Origin of the sequence: Desulfovibrio fairfieldensis (assembly GCF_001553605.1) — a bacterium.
Classification (GTDB): domain Bacteria; phylum Desulfobacterota; class Desulfovibrionia; order Desulfovibrionales; family Desulfovibrionaceae; genus Desulfovibrio; species Desulfovibrio fairfieldensis.
The window spans coordinates 772,501-794,007 of the sequence record NZ_CP014229.1 but is presented as its reverse complement, the minus strand read 5'-3'; the positions used below and the strand labels follow the sequence as shown (position 1 = coordinate 794,007).

The following is a 21,507-nucleotide window of genomic DNA, read 5'->3' as shown; positions in this document are numbered from 1 at the left end:
TCGCAAGTATGGCACGGCGGGGACTTACACGCAAATCCCCGCCGCGCGGTCCACAACGAATAAACGAACAAGGGGGAGGTTGCCCTCCCCCAGACTGACGACAAACCCCGCTTACGCGGTATTTGCGCCGCCATCGGCTCGTTTTCAGGAAAACTCGCCGGGCGGAAAGGCACAAAAATCAGTCGCTTAACGGCACGGCAAAGCCGTGACCTGCTTCTGATTTTTGGTCGTGTTGACTTTGTCAACGCTCGGGGGGAGGTTGCCCTCCCCCCTGTTTGCGGATTGTCTTACTTGGGCATGGCCTCCAGCACCTTTTCCGGATAGGCGGGCAGGTGCGTGATGCGCGCGCCGCAGGCATTGTAGATGGCGTTGATGATGGCCGGGTGCGGCGCGGTGAGGGGCATTTCGCCCACGCCCGACGCGCCGTGCGGGCCGTCCTTGCGCGGAGTCTTCACATAGACGATTTCCATTTCGTCGGGAATCATCTGGATGGAAGGAATGCCCGCGCCGACCATGGTGCTCTGCTTCTTGATGTCCTCATAATCCTCGGACAGGGCCAGGCCCACGCCCTGGGCCAGGCCGCCGTAAATCTGGCCGTCCACGATCAACTGGTTGCAGAGTTCGCCGATATCGGCCACGCAGGTGAGCTTTTCCACCTGAGTTTTGCCGGTAGCCTTTTCCACGGCCACTTCGGCCATGAACAGACCGTACATATAGCAGGCAAAGGGGCTGCCCTGGCCGTTGGCGTCGCAGTCCTTGGCCGGGGCGGACCACTTGCCGTCATAGCGCAGCGGACGGCCTTCGGCCTTCATGCCCGCGTAGTCCAGGAAGCCGCCGGCGGGTTTGCGCATGCCCTCCATGAGCATTTCGCAGGCCACGCGAATGGCGTTGCCCGTGACCACCTGCGAGCGCGAACCACCGGCCGGGCCGGAGTTGGGAGTTTTGCTGGTGTCGTTCATGACCAGGCGGATTTTCTCCGCCGGGATGCGCATCGGACGCAGGGCTTCATGCGCCGTGCCCAGAGCGCCGGAATCCGCGCCCTGGCCGTGATCCTCCCAGGAGGAGCCCACGGTCACGCCGCCGTCCTCATTGAGTTCCACCCAGGCCTCGGAGGTGTCCGGGCCGTCCAGGCCCGCGCCGTACACGCCCAGAGCCACGCCCACGCCGCGTTTGACTTCGGGGGTGGAAAGATCCTTGGCGCGTTTCTTGGCGGCTTCATACTTGGGCCGCATGATGTCGAACATCTCCGGCAGGCTCATGACTTCGGGGGTCTGGCCCGTGGGCGTGGTGTCGCCTTCCTTGTAGCAGTTGAGGGCGCGCAGCTCAAAGGGATCCATGCCCAGCTTCTCGGCCAGCATGTCCATGAGCACTTCGGAGGGGAATTCGCTTTCCGGCGCGCCGTAGCCGCGGAAGGCCGCGCCCCAGCAGTGGTTGGTGCAGACCGTGCGGCCTTTGCCCCGGATGTTGGGGATGCCGTAGCCCGCGCCGATGTACTGCGCGCCGCGCAGGGTCAGCAGGTCGCCGAATTCCGAATACGGGCCGTGGTCCACGGACCAGTCCGTTTCCATGGCCAGGATTTTGCCCTGCTTGTTGGCGGCAAAGCGCATGGTGGTCCAGAAAGGCGAGCGCTTGCCGGTGTACTGCTGCTGTTGTTCATAGTTGTAGCGCAGATGGCAGGGACGGCCCGTGGCCATGACGGCCACGCCCAGCAGGGCTTCCATGGTGGGGCTGAACTTGTAACCGAAGGTGCCGCCCGTGGTGTTCTGCACCATGACCAGATCCTTGGGGAATTCCAGGCCCAGGCCGGGCGCGATCATCAGAGCGTGCAGATGAATGCCCACGGATTTGGAGTGGATGACCACCTGGCCCTGATCATTGATATACGCATAGCCCACGTCCGGCTCAATGGGCAGATGGGGCTGGCGCTGGGTATAGAAGCTGCCTTCCGCCACCACGTTGCCGGGGTCGTCGAAGAAAGGCTGGGTCTCCCCGCCCTTGGCTTCATTCTGGTCGTAATAGACGTTGGGCGTGCCGGGATGGATTTCAATGGCGTCCGGGGCCATGGCTTCGGGCGCGCTCATGTATTCGGGCAACAGCTCCAGGTCGAATTTAACCTTCTCCGCCGCGGCGCGGGCATTGGCCTCGCTGTCGGCGCAGACGATGGCCAGGGCGTCGCCGTACTGGAATACCTTGGTATCATTAAGAATAGGCCGTTCCCAGCCGTCGCCCTTGTTGGTGGGGAAGGTGATCAGGCCGGTGATGCGGTTTTTGCCCTTGACGTCCTTATGGGTCAGCACGCGATACACGCCGGGCATCTTTTCGGCTTCCGAGGTGTCGATGCCCTTGATGATGGCATGGGAAACCTTGGCCTGGGCCAGGGCCAGATGCAGGGTGTCGGGCGGCATGCGGTAGGCGGCGTCGGCGCCGAATTCCGCCACGCCCGTGACCTTGGCCACGGCGCTGGGCCGGGGCAGGCGCGAACCCCAGATGCGGCCGTCGGCGGGCATCTTGAACTGGATGTCCTCCAGAGTTTTTTCGCCGCGCATCACGGCCGCCGCGTCCATGACCGCGTCCACCAGCGGTTTGTAGCCGGTGCAGCGGCAGATATTGTGGTGTTTCTGGAACCAGTCGCGCACATCCTCCCGGCTGGGATTGGGATTTTCATCCAGCAGCCCCTTGGCCGACACGATAAAGCCCGGCGTGCAGAAACCGCACTGGGCCGCGCCGTGGAAAATCCAGGAATGCTGCAACGGATGCAGGCAGGTGGGCGTACCGATGCCCTCCAGAGTGGTAACGGCGGCGTTTTCCGGCACACGGCGCATTTTGGTGATGCAGGAGCGCACCACCTTGCCGTCCAGAATCACGGTACAGGCGCCGCACTGGCCCTTGCCGCAGCCCACCTTGACGCTGGTCAACTGCAACTGCCCGCGCAGCACGTCAACCAGGGTGTCGTCGGGGTTGACCAGCAATCGTCTGGGAATGCCATTGACCACAAGCGTTTTTGTTTCCATGTGCGACTCCTTGGTAATGTATGGATATCCGTGCCGAAGCGGCCAATCCGCCCCGGACTTCATTTGCCGAAAGGACAGACGGGATAGCGGCACTCCGGACAGGCGGAACAGAAGCCGCCGTGTCCCAGCACGGCCACGTCTTCCGCCGTCACGTCAAGCCCGGCCAGCAGGCGCGGCACCAGCAGATCGAAGATGCTCGCCTTGTGGTACATGACGCAGCCCGGCAGGCCCAGCACCGGCACGCGGCCCTTGGGCGTGCGGGCATAGGCCAGCAGGAACATGGCCCCGGGATAAACCGGCGCGCCGTAGCTGACCACCTCCGCGCCCGCCGCGCGGATGGCCGCCGGGGTGCGGTCGTCAGGGTCCACCGACATGCCGCCGGTGACCACCACCATGTCCGCGCCCTGTTGCAGAAAGGCGGCAATGGCCGACGCGGTCATCTCCACGTCGTCGCTGGTCAGGGTCTGGCCCATGACGCTGCTGCCCAGGCCCGCGAATTTTTTGCGCAGCACCGGACCGAAGCCGTCCTGAATACGCCCGTAAAACACTTCGCTGCCCGTGGTGACCATGCCCACCTGGAAACGGCGCAGGGGCAGCACCTCCACCACCGGAGAACCGACCATGCCCTCAAGGGCGCGCAGCTTTTCGTCGTCAATGAGCAGCGGCACCACGCGGGTGCCCGCCACGTCCCGGCCCTTGTCCACTCTTTGCAAGCTGTGCAGCGTTGCCAGGGTGATTTCGCCCAGGCTGTTGATGCGGCTGAGCGCGGCCACGTCCACCCGCAGCAGGCCGTCACAGGCGGCGGAAAAATTGATCCGCCCTTCCTTGGGCTCGCTGAGCAGGATGTTGGCCCCGGCCGTGACCGCGGCAATGCGGGCCGCCGCCTCGTTTTCATGCACCATGCCCGGCTGGGGTTCGAACACGAAGAGGTGCTCCTTGCCCACTTCCAGCAGTACGGGAATGTCTTCTTCCCGCACCACATGGCCTTTGCGGAAGACCGGCCCCTTGCTCTGCCCCGGCACGATGCGGGTGATGTCGTGACAAAGCACGCTGCCCACGGCATCGCGCACATCAATGGTTTTCATGGCCGCCGGTTTCGACATGGCGTCTCCAAAGCCTTAGATATGAGACAGTTGCCGTCCCAATGGTTTTTTACAAATATTTCCCGCGTCGCCGGGGTGTTGCGAAGGCAATCTCATTGAAGTTGTGCATATTTCTGAACTATGCTTTTATCAACATATTACCAATCCCGCCATAATATGCAAAATAAAAAATAGGCATTTACAAATCGTGGACATTTTAACAGGCTGTCTTATAATACTTTTTTCTATCTATTTTCTCTCTTTTCACTGAAAACGTGACTATTGGCGAAAGACGGGAGCGCGGGGGATCACCTTTTTCCCGCGCAGGACAACGGATGAGGGCGGGAATTGACAGGAGTCCTTTTTCCTGCAAGAGGAAGCAGAAAAACACGCTGCACGCCCCTTGGCGGCACGGCGTACGGCACGGCGTCTTGTCGCAAGCCGGGCCGCAAGCCGGAGAACTTGCCATGAACAGATTCTTTTGTCGTCCGTCCCGGCCTCGGCGGCCTTCCATGTCGGTTTTTGCCCGGATTCTGGCTCTGGCCCTGCCCGCGGGTTTTCTCCTGGCCGGTTGCGGCCTTTTCTCCGATCCGCCACCGCCCCCGGCATATCAGCCCGGCCCGGTGGAAGCCTATCTGATTTCCGCCTCCGCCGGGGAATCCACCACGCTGGACGACCCGGCCTTCGGCAAGAGCGTCCGTGTCACCCTGGACGACGGTTTTACCTCGGCCAAGGGCGAGGAATGCAAACGTGCCACCGTGCTGGCCGGGCAGAAAGAGGCCGAGGTGGTGGTCATCTGCCGGGACGGCGAGGGGCAGTGGCGGATGGCGCCGAGGGTTTGGGGACAGGGCATCGACACTCCCTGACTGAAAGGACGCCTTTTGCCTTCTGGACTGCGTCAGAAGGCGATTGCGGCCCAGGCCTGTACCAAAGAGTGCTATTCCTGAGCCGCAATCGCCTTCTTCCTTGCCGGAAAACAAAAATCACCCTTTCAGGCTATGCGCAATACAGCTCTGCGCCGCGTTCACGCCGCGCGGCCCGGATCAACACAAGGCGTGATCACAACCATGCTCAAATCATTCCGCTTTGTTCTCGTTCTCCTTTGTGTCGGCCTTGTCTGCGGGACGGGCCCGTCCGCCCGGGCCTCCGACAGCGTGCTGCCCTACGGGGCCAATCTTTTTCAGGGTAATTTCGCCAAAAGCCAGGAAAACGGCGCGGTGGCTCCCGGCGACCGCGTGGTGCTGCGCCTCTGGGGCGGCGGCCTGAATGTGGACGGCACCTTCACTGTGGACGCGCAGGGCCGCATCGACCTGCCGGAAGTGGGCCCCCTGCCCGTGGCGGGACTGGCCCACGACAAGCTGGTGGACGATCTGCGCAGCAAGCTGGCGGCCACCGGCCATGCCGATACCCAGGTTTATGTGGCTCCGCTGGACGCCCGGCCCGTTTCCATTTTCGTGACCGGCGGCGTGGCCAAGCCTGGCCGTTACGCGGGCTCGCCCAATGATCCTGTGCTCAGCTTTCTGGACAAGGCCGGAGGCATTGATCCGGTGCGCGGCAGTTACCGGGCCGTGAACCTGATCCGCGACGGCAAGACCATCAACAGCCTGGACCTCTATCCCTTTGCGCGCCGGGGCGAGCTGCCCTCCGTGCGCCTGCAGGAAGGCGACACCCTGGTGGTGGGCGACAAGGGCCCGACGGTCACGGCCACAGGCGCGGTGCGCAACGCCGCGCGTTTTGAGTTTCTCAAGGGCCGGGCCACGGGCGCGGCGCTCATGGAACTGGCCGAACCTGAACGCCGGGCCTCGCACGTCGCCCTCAACGGCACGCGCAACGGCGCGCCCTACAGCACCTATCTGCCGCTTAAGGAATTGCGCCATCTCAACCTGGAGGACGGCGACCGCGTGCAGTTCATGGCCGACGCCACGGGCAACACCATGATGATCGAAGTTCAGGGCGCGGTGCGCGGCACGTCGCGTTTTCCGGTGCGCCGGGGCGCGCGCCTCAAGGACGTGCAGAACTTCATCGCCGTGGAGCCGGGGCGGGCCAATATCAAGGCCATGTACATCAAGCGCAAAAGCGTGGCCGCCCGGCAGAAGAAAGCCATTGCCGACTCCCTGCGCCGCCTGGAGGAAACCGCGCTCACGGCCTCGTCCTCCAGCTCCGAGGAATCACAGATTCGGGCCAAGGAAGCGGAGATGATCGCCAAATTCGTGGAACGGGCCAAGAGCGTGGAGCCCGAGGGCGTGGTGGTGCTGGACAACGGCGCGGACAGCGGCAAGCTGGTGCTGGAGGACGGCGACGTCATCGTGATCCCCGGCAAGAGCGACGTGGTGCTGGTCAGCGGCGAGGTCATGGTGCCCCAGGCCATGCTCTGGAACGAGGACAAGGATCTCCGGGATTACATCAAGGGCGCGGGCGGCTACAGCAATCGGGCCGACCGGGATCATGTGCTGGTCATGCACCAGAACGGCTCGGTTTCCCAGAACGGCGACGCCATCCGCTCCGGCGACCAGATCCTGGTGCTTCCCAAGGTGGAATCCAAGAATATGCAGGCCGTCAAGGACATTTCCCAGGTGCTCATGCAGGTGGCTGTGTCCACCGGCGCGGTGCTCGGCCTGCCGTTCCTGCAATAATCTTCCATTTGACGAACAAAACGGCGCGCGCTCTTCCGGTGAAGAGCGCGCGCCGTTGCAGTTATAAAAGAAAAAAACTTACACCGTCAGGTCAAGGGCTCCGGGCAGCGCACCGGCTTGAGTCGCGGAGGTTCCGGCAGCCTCGACCGGCGCTGCCGCCGGGGATTCCCCGGCAACGGCGGCAGTGCTCTCCGCGCCGCCGGTATCGAATGCCGTGGTTGCAATCGGCCGCGCCCCGCCGTCGGTACGCCCTTGCGCGGGCTTGGCAGTCGCATCAGGCGTTACGGCGGCAGACGCGTCCTGTTCCTCAGCAGCCTTCCGCTCGTCCGAACCGTTCAGGATTTCCTCGGTCTTTTCTTCCAGGCGTTTTTTGATCTCATCCAGAGTATCCTGAGACTTTTCAGCCACGTTCTGCCGCATGTCCAACTGCATCCGGCGGGCGGCTTTTTGTCCCTCAAGGACCCTGCGGCTCATACTCGCGCCATTGGGATCAGCAGCCGTACAGGCCGCCATGCCCGCGAGAAGCACGCTGTTCTGGCGGTTGGCCATCTGACCGCGCGCCTCGGCGGCAACCTGCCGTGCCTTGCTGTATTTGGACTCCTGCCTGTCGTCGGAAACAAAATTTCCGGCCATGACATTGATGCCGTCCACGCCCATACAGACCTCCTCTACTCCGCCTCTCCCGCGCCGCAACGGGTGGAACGCGGAATGTCCCAACGCCCCTGTTCATAATATCGCTCTTCCGGCCGTAAACTTTAGAGCAACGGCTGCTCCCCGGTGGAAAAACGCGCTTTTCCTCACCGCCCGGCAGAAAAACGAATATCCGCTTCCCACCGCAGCCGGAGCGCAATTTTATCCAAGCGGGCCGCCGGGGCGGCGCATAGCATATCCTTCAAAAGGAGATGCCATGTCCGCCCGTTATTGCAGCCATTGTTACGCGCTCTGCGCCGTCGTGCTCTGGTCCTCGGCGTATGTCTTCACCAAGGTGGCACTGGCTTCGTTCACGCCCGCGACTCTCGGCTTTCTGCGGTGCGCCGTGGCCGCCCTTGCCCTGCTCTGCCTGGCCGCGCGGCGCGCAAAGCCTGCCGCGAGGGACTGGCCCATATTCCTGCTTTCCGGCATTCTGGGCTTTTCCCTGTATCTCTGGCTGTTCAACACGGGACAGGCTGGCCTGACCGCCGCCACGAGCTGCGTTCTGATCTCCACCGCGCCCCTGATCACGGCGGTCATGGCGGCCGGGCTGCTGCGGGAAAGGCTGCGTCCCTCGGGCTGGCTCGCTCTGGCTCTGGCCTTTGCCGGGGTCCTGATCCTTACGCTCTGGGACGGAACGCTTTCCCTCAATGACGGGATTTTCTGGACTCTGGGAGCAGCCGTCTGCATCAGCGGCTACAATCTGCTGCAACGGCGCTATGCCGGGCGCTGCGGCACGCTGACGCTGACCGCCTGGAGCTTCGTCTGCGCCGCGCTGACGCTCAGCCCTTTCGCGCCCGAGGCCGTGCGCCGATTCTGCCTCGCGCCCTGGACGCACAGTTGCGCGGTCGTCTTTCTGGGGCTTTTCCCCAGCGCCCTGGCCTATCTGCTTTGGGCCAAAGCGCTGGCCCTGGCGAAAAGCACCGGCACTGTGGCCGCCTATATGTTTCTGACCCCGCTCTTTTCCTTTTTGCTGGGCTATGCCGTTCTGGCTGAGATGCCCGGACCGGAGACCTTCGCGGGCGGGGCCGTGATTCTGGCCGGGCTGGCATTGTTTCAACGCGGCCGGAGCTGACCGCCGGTCAGCCCCAATTCTCCCAGAAAATGCAGGCCTCGCGGTAAGCCTTGGGGCTGACGCCCAGCGCCCGCTTAAAACAGCGGTCCAGATGACTCTGATCGCAAAAGCCCAGCCGGGCGGCCAGGTCGGCAATGGACGGCGCGTGCGCGAGCAGGTGGCGAGCCGCGCGGACCCGGCTTTGCACAAGATACTTGTGCGGCGTGAGCCCCAGTTCCCGCCTGAAACGGCGGATAAAATGAAAGGGGCTGAGCTCATTTGCAGGAGGGGCTGTGTCCGCGCCTTCCTCCTCCGGGAGCTCAAAACGCCGCAGCGATGCGCTGACAGCGGGATGCAGCGGCGGCCGCCCGTCCCTGACCGGCATTCCCGTCTCCGGAAGCAGGGTATTCAGGCCGGTCAGCAGCGCGCCCGCGTCCTCCGGGCGCAGCAGGCCCTTTTCCCGCAGCAGGCCGCAATACTCCGCGCAGACGCGTTTGAGCGCCTCGCGGCGCAGGGCCGCGCAACGTTGCAGGTCAATGCAGAGGGAAACACAATCAAAATCGTCGCTGTAGGCCGGACTGTGCGGCTCATGCCGCGCCACGGCATACACGCTGCCGCGCGGGTAAACGCATTCCGTCCGGCCCCGCCGCAGACAGACCACGCCCCGGCGTACCAGGGTCAGGGTACAGGACGCCACATGGGTATGCTCCGGATAGCGCAGGGCCGAGCCCCTGGAAAAGACCATTTCCAGCCCGGCTTCGCGGGCGATATGAAAAGTCAGTTCCGGCTGACGCATTTTTCCTCTTGTTCCATGCGATGCGGTGCCCCATGCCGCCGCTCTTGTCAGGCCGGGGCCCCGCGCCTATCATGGGCTATCGGGTGTCTCCGCCCGCAAAGGAGTTTATAATGCTGCAATTTACTGTTGATAAAGACAAATGCGTTTCCTGCGGCGCCTGCGCCGAGGATTGCCTGCCCCAGGCCATTCAGATGCTGGATCAATATCCGGTTATCCCCAATGAGGACATCTGTATGCGCTGCCTGCACTGTCTGGCGGTCTGTCCCGTGGGGGCCATTTCCATTCTGGGGCACAGTCCTGCGGAAAGCAAAGCTCTCAAAGGGAACCTGCCCGCGCCGGAACAGGTGGCGACCCTGATGAAGGGCCGCCGTTCCGTACGCCGCTACATCCGGAAAGACGTGGACCCCGCGCTGCTTCGCCAAGTGCTGGACGTGGCGGCGCAAGCGCCCACGGGCGTCAACGCGCGTAAGCTCTGGGTGACGGTCATTGACGATCTTGAGGTCATGGATGACTTCCGGCGCGAAGTCTACCAGCGCCTGGAGAACCTGGTACGGGAAAACCGTATGCCGGAAAACCCGCGCCGCCGTTTTTTCACCACCGCGCCGGAGCTCTGGCGCAACGGCCAGGACCCCATTTTCCGGCAGGCGCCCCACTGCATTCTGGTTTCCAATGCCGTGGACGCGCCCTGCCGGGAGCAGGATTCGCTGATCTATCTTTCGTACTTTGAACTCATGGCCCAGAGCGCCGGTCTCGGCACGGTCTGGTGCGGCCTGCTCTACTGGTGTCTGCGGCTGGTGCTGCCGGACCTGCTGCCCCGGCTGGGCATTCCGGAGACGCATGAACTGGGCTACGCCATGCTTTTCGGCACTCCGGCGGTGCACTATATGCGCACCGCAGAACACGGCCCGGCCGAAATCCACCGCGTGGCCTGGTCCGGCCGCTGAACGGGCCGCCGGTAGCCGGACTCGCGCCCGGCGTCTGGTACCGTGTGACGTTTAAACGTCACACGGTACCAGACGAACGCCCACCTTCTCCCCCAGCACCTTGTGCAGCAGTTTGCGGCTGCGCTCCATTTCGCGCAATTCCATGGGGCAGGCGGCCACGGTTTTGATGTGGAGCTCCAGTTTTTTGCCCCGGCGTTGAAATTCCGCCGCGCGCACCAACTGGCAATGGGTTTTGTCCAGACGCTCGGCCAGGGTCAGAAAAAGGGAAAGAATCCGCACGGCCTCCTGCCGGGCCGGAGCGAGTTGCGCGAAAATTTCGTATTTGGGCGAAGCCCGCTTGCGGTGAAAATAGACCGTGGCAGCCAGCACATCGATTTCCTCATCCGTGAAGCCCAGCAGTTCCTTGTTCCGGATCAGATAATGGCTGTGGGCATGGTGGTTCTCAAAGGAAATGAAAATGCCCACGTCATGCAGCAGGCCCGCGTAACGCAGAAGTTCGCGACGGCCCTTGCCGCCTTTGTGCAGCCCCAGGCTGGCGGCGCTGTCGAAAAGCATCAGGGCCAGATCGGCCACGTGGCTGGAGTGGCGCTCCTCAAAGCGGCAGAGGCGGCCCAGTTGCAGCACGCTCTGCTCCCGCGTGGGAATGCCCTCGGGGAAGACATCGGGCCGGGTCCGCATCAGATAGTCCAGCAAAATGCCGTTTTGCAGGCTGCGGTTGCTGACGCTGATGCTCTCCACGCCCAGCTCTTCCATCAGGGTCTGGACAATGGCCGCTCCGGCCACGATGACGTCGGCCCGTTTGGGATTGATGCCCGGCAGAGCCCGGCGCTCCTCCAGAGTGCAATTTCGGATTCTGTCCGCCAGGGGCAACAATTTGTCATAGGTCAGAAAGCGCGCTTCCGGCGCTTTTTTGCCCAGTCCAGGCTGGTCGGCGGCAGCGGCCATGGCTGCCAGGTTCTGGATGGTGCCGGAACTGCCCACGGCCTCGGCCAGGTCGTAACCTTCAATGCGCTTGACCGCGTGCAGCAGTTGATTGCGGATGGCGTCCTGCACCTGGCGGTAACGCGCCGCGGATACCGGGCCGTCGTCCGCGCCGAAAAACTGGTTGCTCAGGCGCACGCAGCCCACTTTCACGGAATCCAGATTGGAGAAATTGTGGGAATTGCCCACAATCAACTCCGTGCTGCCGCCGCCGATGTCGATGAACAGCCGGTTTTCCTCACTGTATTCCAGGCCGCTGGCCACGCCCAGATAGATCAGGCGCGCCTCCTCCCGTCCGGAAATGACAGTGAAGGTCAGCCCCGTATGCTCCCGGACCCGCTTGAGAAAAGCCGGGGCGTTATCCGCGTCGCGCACGGCGGCCGTGGCGCAGGCCACAATATCCGTAACGCCGTAAGCCGAACACATCCCGGCCATGCCCTGGAGCACATGGACAGTGCGCTGCATGGCCTCCTCGTTCAGGCGGCCGTGCAGAAACACGCCCTCGCCCAGACGGACCATATGCTTAACCTGATTGAGCACCGTGCAGGAGGCATTGACCGGCCCCACCCGCACCAGCATCAGGCGCACGGAGTTGCTGCCCAGGTCGAAAATGCCCAGCACTTTGCCGGGCTGAACGGCGGGTCCGGGGGCTTCGCCTGTTCCCGCCGGGTCAGCGGGAACGGCGGCATGGGTCGGGGACTTCATTGCGGCAGGCATGAACAGCGCAGCTCCCTGCCGAACTCGGCTTCAAAAAGGTCGCCCTTGACCTTGGCCCGGCGCATTTCCTCCGGGCAGGGGGCCTTGGCCTGCAGGCACAATTCCACGCGCTTTTTGCCGATCCGGGCGCTGATGTCCTCCACCAGGCCCTGGCGGCTGTAATCCAGGGCGTCGGCCAAGCGCAACAACGCGGCCAGACGCCGCACGCATTTCCGATCATCCTTGCCCAATGCTGCGAACCGCCGATGCCGGGGCGAAGGCCAGGCCCGCCGGTGATAGCGTGCCAGCAGGGCCACCAGGGAACGTTCCGTCTCATCCGGCACCAGGGCCGGATCCGTTTCAATAAGCCGCATGCTGGTTTTATGGTGCTTTTTCCGGCCCTCCACCCAACCGATATCGTGCAGGCGGGCGGCGGCGCGCAGGCGCTCATCCCAAGGGGCATCCAGTTTGTGCAGCGGCGCAAGCTCGCGGAAAAGCGCGGCGGCAAGGTGCTCCACCTGTCGGCCGTGAACCAGAGCCCCGGTGTAGACCGGGTCGTCGGGCAGACTGGGCTCGTAGGCCACGTCCACCGGCGCGACCGGGCAATGCGCGGCAGCGCCGTCCACGGGCTTCGGCGTCTTGGCCGCGGGGGCCTTTGCAGCGGCGGGCGCCGATGCGGCCTTGGCCGTACCGCCGGTTTTGGCGCGGGAAGGCCGCTTCCTGGCCGAGGGCGCGGGCTTGGCCGTTGTGGCCGTTGGAGCCGGTGTTTTGTTTTCGTCGTTGTCTTTTTTCATAGTTTGGTCGGCGTTAGGGTTGGCATTACTTCTGAGAGGCACTGTACAATTCTATCAGGCTCTCCTGAGAATTGACAAGTTTGTCCTTTTTCCCGGACTTGATGCGAAGATATTCACCGTCGGCAAGCATTCTGTAGCACTGCACAGTGTCTTTCAAATGCAGTTTCAGAACAGTATTGCGAAGATAGTCGCGCAGTTCCTTGTCCAGCACGGGCGTCAGAACTTCCACGCGGCGGTTGAGATTGCGCGGCATCATGTCGGCACTGCCCATGTACAGCTCGTCCGTGCCGTTATTGCAGAACCAGTAGATGCGCGGATGTTCGAGAAAACGCCCCACCACGGAGGTGACGTCGATATTTTCGCTCACCCCCGGCAGGCCCGGTCTGAGGCAGCAGATGCCGCGCACCTGCAGGTCAATGCGCACCCCGGCCTGTGAGGCGCGATACAGCGCGCGGATCAGCCCTTCGTCCACCAGGTGATTGCATTTGATGATGATCTGACCGTTGCCGCGCTCCCGCTGATGCTCGATTTCGCGCTCAATGCGCGAGAGCAGGCCCCGGCGCATATTGACCGGCGAAACCAGAAGGCGCTGATAGCGTTCGTGCACGGCGTAGCCGGTCATGTAGTTGAAAAGATCCGTTATGTCCGCGCAGATCTGCGGATCGGCCGTGAGCAGGCCCATATCCGTATAAATCCGGGCGGTGGAGGGATTATAGTTGCCTGTGCCGATGTGCGCGTAGCAGGTCAGGCCGCGCCCCTCCCTGCGCACCACCAGGCAGAGCTTGGCATGGATCTTCATGCCCTTGAGGCCGTAGACCACGTTGACGCCCGCATCCTCCAGTTCCTCGGCCCAGGTGATGTTGCGCTCCTCGTCGAAACGGGCCTTCAGCTCCACCACGGCCGTGACCTGCTTGCCGCGCCTCCGGGCCTCCATGAGCGCCCCCACGATGGGCGAATTGGCGCCTACCCGGTAAAGGGTCTGCTTGATGGCCATCACGTCCGGGTCCTCGCTGGCCTGTCGGATAAATTCCAGCACGGCACAAAAACTGTCGTACGGGTGGTAGAGCAGCCTGTCCTTGGCGCGGATGGCCGGAAACATGCTTTCCATGCCGCAGATGTCGGGCTGACGGGGGTGCTGCGGCGGCAGCTTGAGGCCGGGTCTGTCCACGCCGTAAAACGGCAACATCTGGGAAAAAGCCAGGGGCCCCCGGATCTTGTAGATTTGAAACGGCCTCACCTCCAGATGCCGCGCCAGAAAATCAACCAGCATGCGATTCACCCCGCTGGCGAACTCCAGGCGCACCACATCGCCGAAGCGGCGCTGGTCCACCAGGTCCCTGATAGCTTCCAGCAGGTCGTCGGCTTCTTCCTCGGCAAGCTCCAGGTCCGTATTGCGGGTGATCCGGAACAGGCCGCAGGCCAGAATTTTGTTGCCGTAAAACAGGGTTTCCAGATACTGGCGGATCAGATCCTCCAGCAGAATCACGTCCGTGTCGCGCAGGTTGCTGGACAGGCCGAGGCAGACATAATCCTTGGCCGCCTTGGTGCGCGGCACGAAGACGAAACGCGAAACATTGCTGGGGCAGCGCAGCCGGGCAAAACGGATGGTATTGTCCGGGCACTGGAGCTGGACGATAAAGTTGATGCTCAGATTGGAAATGGTGGGAAAGGGATGGGCCGGATCAATGGCCTGGGGCGTCAGCACCGGATAGACTTCGGTATGGAAAAAATCATCCAGAAATTTACGCTGTTTTTCCGTGAGCTGGCTGTAGCGCCGGAAGCGCACGCCTTTTTTAGCCAACTGGCGTGAAAGTTCTTTCCAGTGCTTATAGGCTGTTTCCTGCAGGGCCAGAACCCGCTTGCGGATTTCCGCCAGCTGGCGGGCCGGGCGCAGCTTGTCCGGCGTGCCGCAGGGCAGACCGTTCTTGTGCTGCTGCACGATGCCCGCCACCCGGACCATGAAAAATTCATCCAGGTTATTGTGAAAAATAGCCAGAAATTTCAACTGCTCCAGCAGCGGAAAACGCGGATCCAGCGCCTGGTCAAGCACCCTGGCGTTGAATTTCAGCCAGCTCAACTCGCGGTTCAGATACAGATCCGGGCAGCTCAGATCTTCAATCGCCGCGGCGCAGCACCCCGCTTGGCCTTCATCAACCTCGACGGACCCGGTTGCAACGGCATCCTTGGACATACGATCTCCTCAGTGAGCGTTGAACAGGCACGATCCAGGCACGGCCCCGCCCGTTATGATCCGCTTGTTCAGCATACAGCACACGGGACGGCAGACAAGAAGCAAAAGGTGACATTTTCGTGACATTTTCCGGGACGACTCACCGCCCGCCGATCACACGCCAGGCAATGCCCCAATCCTCGGGCTCGGGCACATGCACCTCTTCCCAGGCAAAGGGCGTGGGCCGCCGCGTCACGCCAAAATACAGAGGCCCTTCGGACTCTTCAACCTCACTCCAGGGCTCCCCTTGGGGAAATTGCAGATTATAGGCCGCCACATTTTCCAGACGGCTTTTGTCCACAATGACAGGCGGCTCAATGACCACATTTTCCCATTGGCCGCTCAACAGACGCAAATAGCGCCAGCTGCCGCCTTTGATCTGCACATTGCGCAAATCCAGGCGCCGGGTGACTTCCCCGGCCTTGCTGCCCAGTATCGGCGATGCCAGGACAATGTCCCGCGCTTCCAGGTTGCCGCCGCCCAATGACAAATGCGCCGGAGCCGGGTCACGGTGCAGGACGTATATTTTGCCCTTGCCCAAAGCATGCGCGCTGTTGCCCGCCCCGCCCTTGCCGGAGGAATACAGATTATAGACCAGATAGCCCTTGACCGTGCTGAGCACCTCCGCACCGGACAGGCTGGAATCGCGCACAATCAACTCGGCGGCTCCCAGACGGGAATCGGCGATGGTGCAGTTCTGCATGAAGATGGCGTCGCAATAGACTGAAAAGCGGCTGAAAATACTGTTGCGCGCAATCAGGAAGCTTTTATTTTTTTCAGCCATGTGGATTTTAATCTTGCCGCCGCTGATCTGCGAATCTTCCACACAAATCCGGAGCTCCTGGCCGGACAGCAACAACCCGTAGTTTTCTTCGGGCACGATATCGGTCATTTTCTTGAACGACACCTTGCCGCCCGCCCCCTGAAGTTCGGCCAGGCGGACTCTGTACAGACGGCTTTGTTCAAAAAGCACGTCCTTCATGGACGAGCCCTCGAACGTGGTCAGCACGAGCGTGTCGTCGGCATTTTTTCCCGACTCCAGAGCGCAATTTCTGAACACCACATTTTCAAATGTGGAATGGCTCAGATCCACCCGCGAAAAGCGGCAGTTTTCAAAAATAATGTTGCGGAAATGCGCTCCGCCCGCGACCACGTCTTCAAACACCATGTCCCGGATGACCGTATCCGCCAGGCGCAGGTCGCAGAGGCGGACGCCCACAAAGGTATGCCCGCTGAGTTGTTTGCCCGCACCGGAAAGACGCACCTCCGCGCCGGAGATCTGGCTGAAAAAAATAATAAACGCCGCCAGAAGCAAACTGAAACGGCGCATACTGCGCAACATAGGGTCTCCTCCGTCCAGGGACTCCGCCTGTCCCGGACTGCAATACTCTTTTCAAGACATAATAATCATTTATCTGATCGCAGGGTAGCTGTCCACAGCGGCAGCCGCCGTTTTCGCGGTAAAACAGCCCGACAGGGAACAGCGAAAAAAGAAAGCCCGATTGCCGAAACAGCCGGGCTTCACGCTTCTTGCGTGAAAGAAGAATACGAATCTACAAATCGGCCACTAACCCTGGCTGGTTAAAAAGACTTTTTACAACATACGGCATGCCGCGCTTTGGCTACAGAACTAAGTCAGAAACAGCCCCTAGAGAAAAAATCACACTTCAGCGTCGGAAATAGGAAATGATTTCACGAACATCATCCGCAAACAGCGAAAGATATTCAAAAAAGCTCTGTTTGCGCAACAGCATGCCGGTCATATCCGCAAGCAGCTTGTCATCCACTTCCGGAGGCGAGAAAGGCAGCGTACCGGAACCGCCGGGCAAAGGAGCTTCTCCGCTGCCTCTGATAAGCCGGAATGAAGCCTGGGCGCGTTCCACAAAGTCCTGGGGCACACTGTCGTCCTCGGCGAGAGGCACGCCGGGTCGGGCGCGCATATCCGGCTCACGATAATCGACAATAATTTTAAGCTTGTTTTTCTTGGTCAGAAAAATCATCCGGTAGGCAAGGCTTCCACGGCTCCAGGGCTCGGATTCGTGCGCATTGAACCAGGGGTCGTTCTCCGCCGTGGGCAGCACTGTGGTGCCCGTGCCCTCAAGCTCATCATAGCGCAGGTTGACATGATGCAGACCAACCACGCCGGTAACCGCATCCGACGCCCAAGAGAGCGTTCCCGAGGTAAAAGCCAGAATAACGATCATCCGGGCGGGCGGACACGCCTCATTCCCGGCGCCGTTGGCATACAGGCCATACCAGACATTTGCGGGGTAGGTTCTCATGATCCTGGCGCTCAGCCTGGGAAAAATCCTGGTCCGGCGGGCGTCAAGCAGGTCGAAGTCCTCACGGCAACGCACGGCAAGTGAAGGCGCATAGGCGGAAATCAGCATATCGTCCGCCGACACAACGCGCCGGGCCTTGGCCAGCTTGTAAATAATGGCAGCCAGGCACACGAGCGGGATCAGCAAAATGAGCACGAGACGCGCCATACAGCCTCCTTGCAACGAGTGAGAGGCCACGCCTCGCCTATCGGCTCGGCGTGAAGAATCGCACAGCAAAGCACACGCTTTTTCCTGTGCCCACGCCGCCTGCGGCGGCGCATAACCCCTTACGGGTTTGCGACACGTGTCGCCCAATGCGGCACCAGATTGTTCCTGTAGTTCGGGCTTGCCTGGAAAACCAAAGAAAGTCAACGAGACGGAGGACATGATCCGCGTTGCCCGCCCTTGTGATATGGTACTAAAATCCCGCAGACGACGCTGCCGGGCCTCTTTTCAGGAGACAAACAGAGAGCCCACGCAACTCCGTTGCAAGCCGCCGCTGGCAGCATTCCAAACAGGCTGTTACGGTTTTTTTTCAATCCGCTGCAATACGCCGTTCTGAATGTAAAAAATATGACCGCGCCGCTCCGGGAGGCCCTCCTCAGGCGTGGATTCCGAAAGCGGTCGCACATGCATGATTATCATCTTTCCCGCAGCGGTCCTGCTCACTTTCATGCAATAATTGAAGTCTCCTATTCCTTCGCGCTCCAGTTCCGCGCGTACCAGATTCTCAGCCTTTCGAATTTCCTCTTTGCTCGGAAAATCGGCACTAAGATTACTGCCAAGTTCAATAACAATACTGCCCATCAGGCAATCGTCCTCGCCCGGCGGCAAAATGCGCAAACGCTGAAAAGCGGCAGCGGGCATGCCGATAACTGTCAAAAGGCAGAAAAGAGCACAGGCGAAGAGCAAGGCGCGCATCGGCCTGAATCCTCCACAAATACTGCCCGGAACGGCACGCCGGATTTCCGGCTCTTCGGCAATGGACATCTAAGCGCAGTATCTGATCATCATGTGGTTGTCCACCCCGCATAAGGCGGGGGGAGGTGCACGTACCGAAGGAAGGAAGGAAGGAAGGAAGGAAGGAAGGAAGGAAGGAAGCGGAGGGCTGGTTCGGGAATTCGCGGAGTTGGGGGGTCTTGCAGGCGCGGCAGCACAGAGCGGACAAGAGAAGCCCCCCTTGCGCTGAGAGCGGCGAGGGGGGCTTCCGAGCAATTTTTGGCAGCGGCCTACTTTCCCACATGACGTTGCCTCAGCCGTAGGCGAGGAACGAGCCGTACGGATGCTTCAAGCGTTGCGACACAGGAAGCTACGCTTGAAGACAGCATAGACTAACATCATGGATCATCTACGCAATTGCTGTCGCCATCCGTAAGGCCTACGGCCAACGGCTGGCGCGAGGACAGCACACCTATAAAAAAGAAGGCCCCCCGGACGAAGTTGGTCCTGGGAGCCTTCCGAGCAATTTTTGGCAGCGGCCTACTTTCCCACATGACGTTATGCAGTATCATCGGCGAGGAAGAGCTTAACTACCGAGTTCGGAATGGGATCGGGTGTACCCTCTTCTCTATGGCTGCCAAAAAATTTGGCAAAATATAATTGACAGGGAAGGAAGGAGTTTTTCAAGAGAACAAGCCTCACGGGCTATTAGTACTGGTCAGCTCCACGCCTCGCGGCGCTTCCACCCCCAGCCTATCAACGAGGTAGTCTACCTCGGCCCTTCAGGACTTGCGTCAGGGAGAACTTATCTTAAGGCAGGCTTCCCGCTTAGATGCTTTCAGCGGTTATCCCTTCCGCACATAGCTACCCTGCTATGCCGTTGGCACGACAACAGGTCCACCAGGGGTGCGTCCATCCCGGTCCTCTCGTACTAGGGACAGGCCCTTTCAATTCTCCAGCGCCCACAGAAGATAGGGACCAAACTGTCTCACGACGTTTTAAACCCAGCTCGCGTACCACTTTAAACGGCGAACAGCCGTACCCTTGGGACCTGCTTCAGCCCCAGGATGTGATGAGCCGACATCGAGGTGCCAAACCGCATCGTCGATGTGAACTCTTGGATGCGATCAGCCTGTTATCCCCGGCGTACCTTTTATCCAATGAGCGATGGCCCTTCCATTCGGGACCACCGGATCACTAACACCTACTTTCGTACCTGCTCGAGATGTCTCTCTCGCAGTCAAGCTCCCTTATGCGTTTGCACTCGACGGCTGGTTTCCAATCAGCCTGAGGGAACCTTTGCATGCCTCCGTTACATTTTAGGAGGCGACCGCCCCAGTCAAACTACCCACCAGACACTGTTCCCTCGCCGGCTTACGGCTGAGGGTTAGGGACCTGAAAAAACAAGGGTGGTATTTCAACAATGGCTCCCTCCATACTAGCGTACAGAGTTCACAGCCTCCCACCTATCCTACACATGCAGGTTCAAATCCCAATGTCAAGCTATAGTAAAGGTGCACAGGGTCTTTCCGTCTTTCTGCGGGTACACGGCATTTTCACCGCGACTTCAATTTCACCGAGTCTCTGGCCGAGACAGTGTGGAGATCGTTACGCCATTCGTGCAGGTCGGAACTTACCCGACAAGGAATTTCGCTACCTTAGGACCGTTATAGTTACGGCCGCCGTTTACCGGGGCTTCAATTCGGAGCTTCGCTTGCGCTGACCCCTCCTTTTAACCTTCCGGCACCGGGCAGGCGTCAGTCCGTATACGTCGTCTTTACGACTTCGCACAGACCTATGTTTTTAGTAAACAGTCGCCACCACCATTTCTCTGCGGCTCCCTCAGGCTCAACAAGTGAATCGCTTCACCTAAAGGAGCACCCCTTCTTCCGAAGGTACGGGGTTATTTTGCCGAGTTCCTTGGCCAGAGTTCTCTCGAGCGCCTTGGATTATTCATCCCACCCACCTGAGTTGGTTTCCGGTACGGTTTGCGTGTTCTAAACTTAGAAGCTTTTCTTGGCAGCATAGACTCAGCGACTTCAGGGCTTACGCCCACGGACTCGCGTCTCAGCATACAGGGAAACGGATTTGCCTGCTTCCCATGCCTACTCGCTTGCACCGGGTAATCCAACACCCGGATCGCCTATCTTCCTGCGTCCCTCCTTCGCGCGAACACACAAGTACGTGAATATTAACACGTTTCCCATCAGCTACGCCTTTCAGCCTTGCCTTAGGGGCCGACTAACCCTGGGAAGATTACCTTTACCCAGGAAACCTTGGGTTTACGGCGAACGGGTTTTTCACCCGTTTTATCGTTACTCATGTCAGCATAATCACTTCTCCACAGTCCAGCATGCTTTACAACACACCTTCAGCCCATGAAGAACGCTCCCCTACCAGACCGCATACGCGGAATTCAAAGCTTCGGCAGCATGCTTAGCCCCGTTACATTTTCGGCGCAACGTCATTAGACCAGTGAGCTATTACGCTTTCTTTAAACGATGGCTGCTTCTAAGCCAACGTCCTGGGTGTCTCTACAACGTCACCACCTTAACCACTGAGCATGCATTTGGAGGCCTTAGCTGTTGATCTGGGCTCTTACCCTCTCGACAATGGACCTTAGCACCCACTGTCTGACTCCCGTGGTACATCTGACCGGCATTCTGAGTTTGAAAGAGTTTGGTAATCTGGTAGGACCCCTAGCTCTGTCAGTGCTTTACCTCCGGTAGACAATCCACGAGGCTATACCTCAATATATTTCGGGGAGAACCAGCTATCACCGGGTTTGATTGGCCTTTCACCCCTATCCACAAGTCATCCCAACCGTTTTCAGCCGGTATGGGTTCGGTCCTCCACAAGGTTTTACCCGTGCTTCAACCTGCTCATGGATAGATCACCCGGTTTCGGGTCTAATCCGCACTACTATCGCCCTTATCAGACTCGCTTTCGCTACGGCTCCACTTACGCTTAACCTCGCAGTACAGATTAACTCGCTGACTCATTATGCAAAAGGCACGTGGTCACCATGCAAGCACGGCTCCCACAGCTTGTAAGCATCAGGTTTCAGATTCTATTTCACTCCCCTGACAGGGGTTCTTTTCACCTTTCCCTCACGGTACTGGTGCACTATCGGTCGTCGGTTAGTACTTAGCCTTGGAAGATGGTCCTCCCGGATTCCCACGGGGTTTCACGTGCCCCGCGGTACTCAGGTACCGGCTGTGTCACTTTCAGGTTCGGGTACGGGGCTGTCACCCGCTTTGGCAAAGCTTTCCAGCTTCCTTCCCCTGCCTACTCATGAATCACCTATGCCGGCCCTACAACCCCGGCTGGACGAAT

At 60.4% G+C, this 21,507-nt stretch carries 14 protein-coding genes and 2 rRNA genes (1 of these 16 only partly in view); 4 read left to right on the top strand and 12 right to left on the bottom strand.

The window, feature by feature from the left end:
* Positions 1–287 precede the first annotated feature (287 nt).
* Complete coding sequence (locus AXF13_RS03440) at positions 288–3,011, bottom strand: molybdopterin-dependent aldehyde oxidoreductase (RefSeq protein ID WP_062251656.1); 2,724 nt, start codon at positions 3,009–3,011, stop codon at positions 288–290.
* 59 nt (positions 3,012–3,070) lie between these two features.
* A complete protein-coding gene (locus AXF13_RS03435) occupies positions 3,071–4,096 on the bottom strand; it encodes a molybdopterin-binding protein (RefSeq protein WP_335339377.1) in 1,026 nt (341 codons plus the stop codon).
* A 464-nt stretch (positions 4,097–4,560) separates the two neighbouring features.
* Between AXF13_RS03435 and AXF13_RS03430 the strand changes: the two genes are divergently transcribed.
* Together AXF13_RS03430 and AXF13_RS03425 are read left to right on the top strand one after the other, a co-directional pair.
* Entirely contained in the window at positions 4,561–4,959 is a 399-nt protein-coding gene (locus AXF13_RS03430) for a DVU3141 family protein (protein WP_062251654.1), read from the top strand.
* A gap of 201 nt (positions 4,960–5,160) precedes the next feature.
* The gene (locus AXF13_RS03425) at positions 5,161–6,726 is read left to right on the top strand and encodes a polysaccharide biosynthesis/export family protein (protein ID WP_062251653.1); all 1,566 of its coding nucleotides are present in this window, start codon (positions 5,161–5,163) and stop codon (positions 6,724–6,726) included.
* A 78-nt stretch (positions 6,727–6,804) separates the two neighbouring features.
* Here the strand turns inward: AXF13_RS03425 and AXF13_RS03420 are convergent, their stop codons facing one another.
* Positions 6,805–7,383, bottom strand: a complete 579-nt coding sequence (locus AXF13_RS03420) for a hypothetical protein (RefSeq protein WP_062251652.1) — start codon at positions 7,381–7,383, stop codon at positions 6,805–6,807.
* A gap of 250 nt (positions 7,384–7,633) precedes the next feature.
* On the opposite strand from AXF13_RS03420, the gene AXF13_RS03415 reads away from it, so the two are divergent.
* Positions 7,634–8,491 carry a DMT family transporter gene (locus tag AXF13_RS03415; protein WP_062251651.1) on the top strand — a complete coding sequence of 286 codons (858 nt, stop codon included), beginning with the start codon at positions 7,634–7,636 and terminating at the stop codon, positions 8,489–8,491.
* A gap of 7 nt (positions 8,492–8,498) precedes the next feature.
* Here AXF13_RS03415 and AXF13_RS03410 read toward each other — a convergent pair whose 3' ends face one another.
* On the bottom strand, positions 8,499–9,266 hold the full coding sequence (locus AXF13_RS03410; RefSeq protein WP_062251650.1) for a helix-turn-helix domain-containing protein: 768 nt from the start codon (positions 9,264–9,266) through the stop codon (positions 8,499–8,501).
* A 110-nt stretch (positions 9,267–9,376) separates the two neighbouring features.
* Between AXF13_RS03410 and AXF13_RS03405 the strand changes: the two genes are divergently transcribed.
* Positions 9,377–10,210 (top strand): nitroreductase family protein, encoded by an 834-nt coding sequence (locus AXF13_RS03405; protein WP_062251649.1) that lies wholly within the window; start codon positions 9,377–9,379, stop codon positions 10,208–10,210.
* A 51-nt stretch (positions 10,211–10,261) separates the two neighbouring features.
* Here AXF13_RS03405 and AXF13_RS03400 read toward each other — a convergent pair whose 3' ends face one another.
* The 8 genes from AXF13_RS03400 to AXF13_RS03360 all read right to left on the bottom strand — a co-directional run.
* Positions 10,262–11,908 (bottom strand): Ppx/GppA phosphatase family protein, encoded by a 1,647-nt coding sequence (locus tag AXF13_RS03400; RefSeq protein WP_223299968.1) that lies wholly within the window; start codon positions 11,906–11,908, stop codon positions 10,262–10,264.
* Positions 11,893–12,681 (bottom strand): HD domain-containing protein, encoded by a 789-nt coding sequence (locus AXF13_RS03395; protein ID WP_062251647.1) that lies wholly within the window; start codon positions 12,679–12,681, stop codon positions 11,893–11,895. Before AXF13_RS03395 ends, AXF13_RS03400 begins: the two co-directional genes overlap by 16 nt.
* A 25-nt stretch (positions 12,682–12,706) precedes the next feature.
* Positions 12,707–14,872, bottom strand: coding sequence for a polyphosphate kinase 1 (ppk1, locus tag AXF13_RS03390; RefSeq protein WP_062251646.1), 2,166 nt, complete (start codon positions 14,870–14,872; stop codon positions 12,707–12,709).
* A gap of 139 nt (positions 14,873–15,011) precedes the next feature.
* On the bottom strand, positions 15,012–16,253 hold the full coding sequence (locus AXF13_RS03385) for a pentapeptide repeat-containing protein (RefSeq protein WP_062251645.1): 1,242 nt from the start codon (positions 16,251–16,253) through the stop codon (positions 15,012–15,014).
* Between the two features lie 325 nt (positions 16,254–16,578).
* Entirely contained in the window at positions 16,579–17,400 is an 822-nt protein-coding gene (locus AXF13_RS03380) for a DUF4851 domain-containing protein (RefSeq protein WP_062251644.1), read from the bottom strand.
* A 354-nt stretch (positions 17,401–17,754) separates the two neighbouring features.
* Entirely contained in the window at positions 17,755–18,222 is a 468-nt protein-coding gene (locus AXF13_RS03375) for a hypothetical protein (RefSeq protein ID WP_083521934.1), read from the bottom strand.
* Between the two features lie 476 nt (positions 18,223–18,698).
* Positions 18,699–18,813, bottom strand: a 5S ribosomal RNA gene (rrf, locus tag AXF13_RS03365).
* Positions 18,814–18,858: 45 nt separating this feature from the next.
* Positions 18,859–21,507: ribosomal RNA gene (locus AXF13_RS03360) — 23S ribosomal RNA — on the bottom strand; it runs 283 nt beyond the window's last position.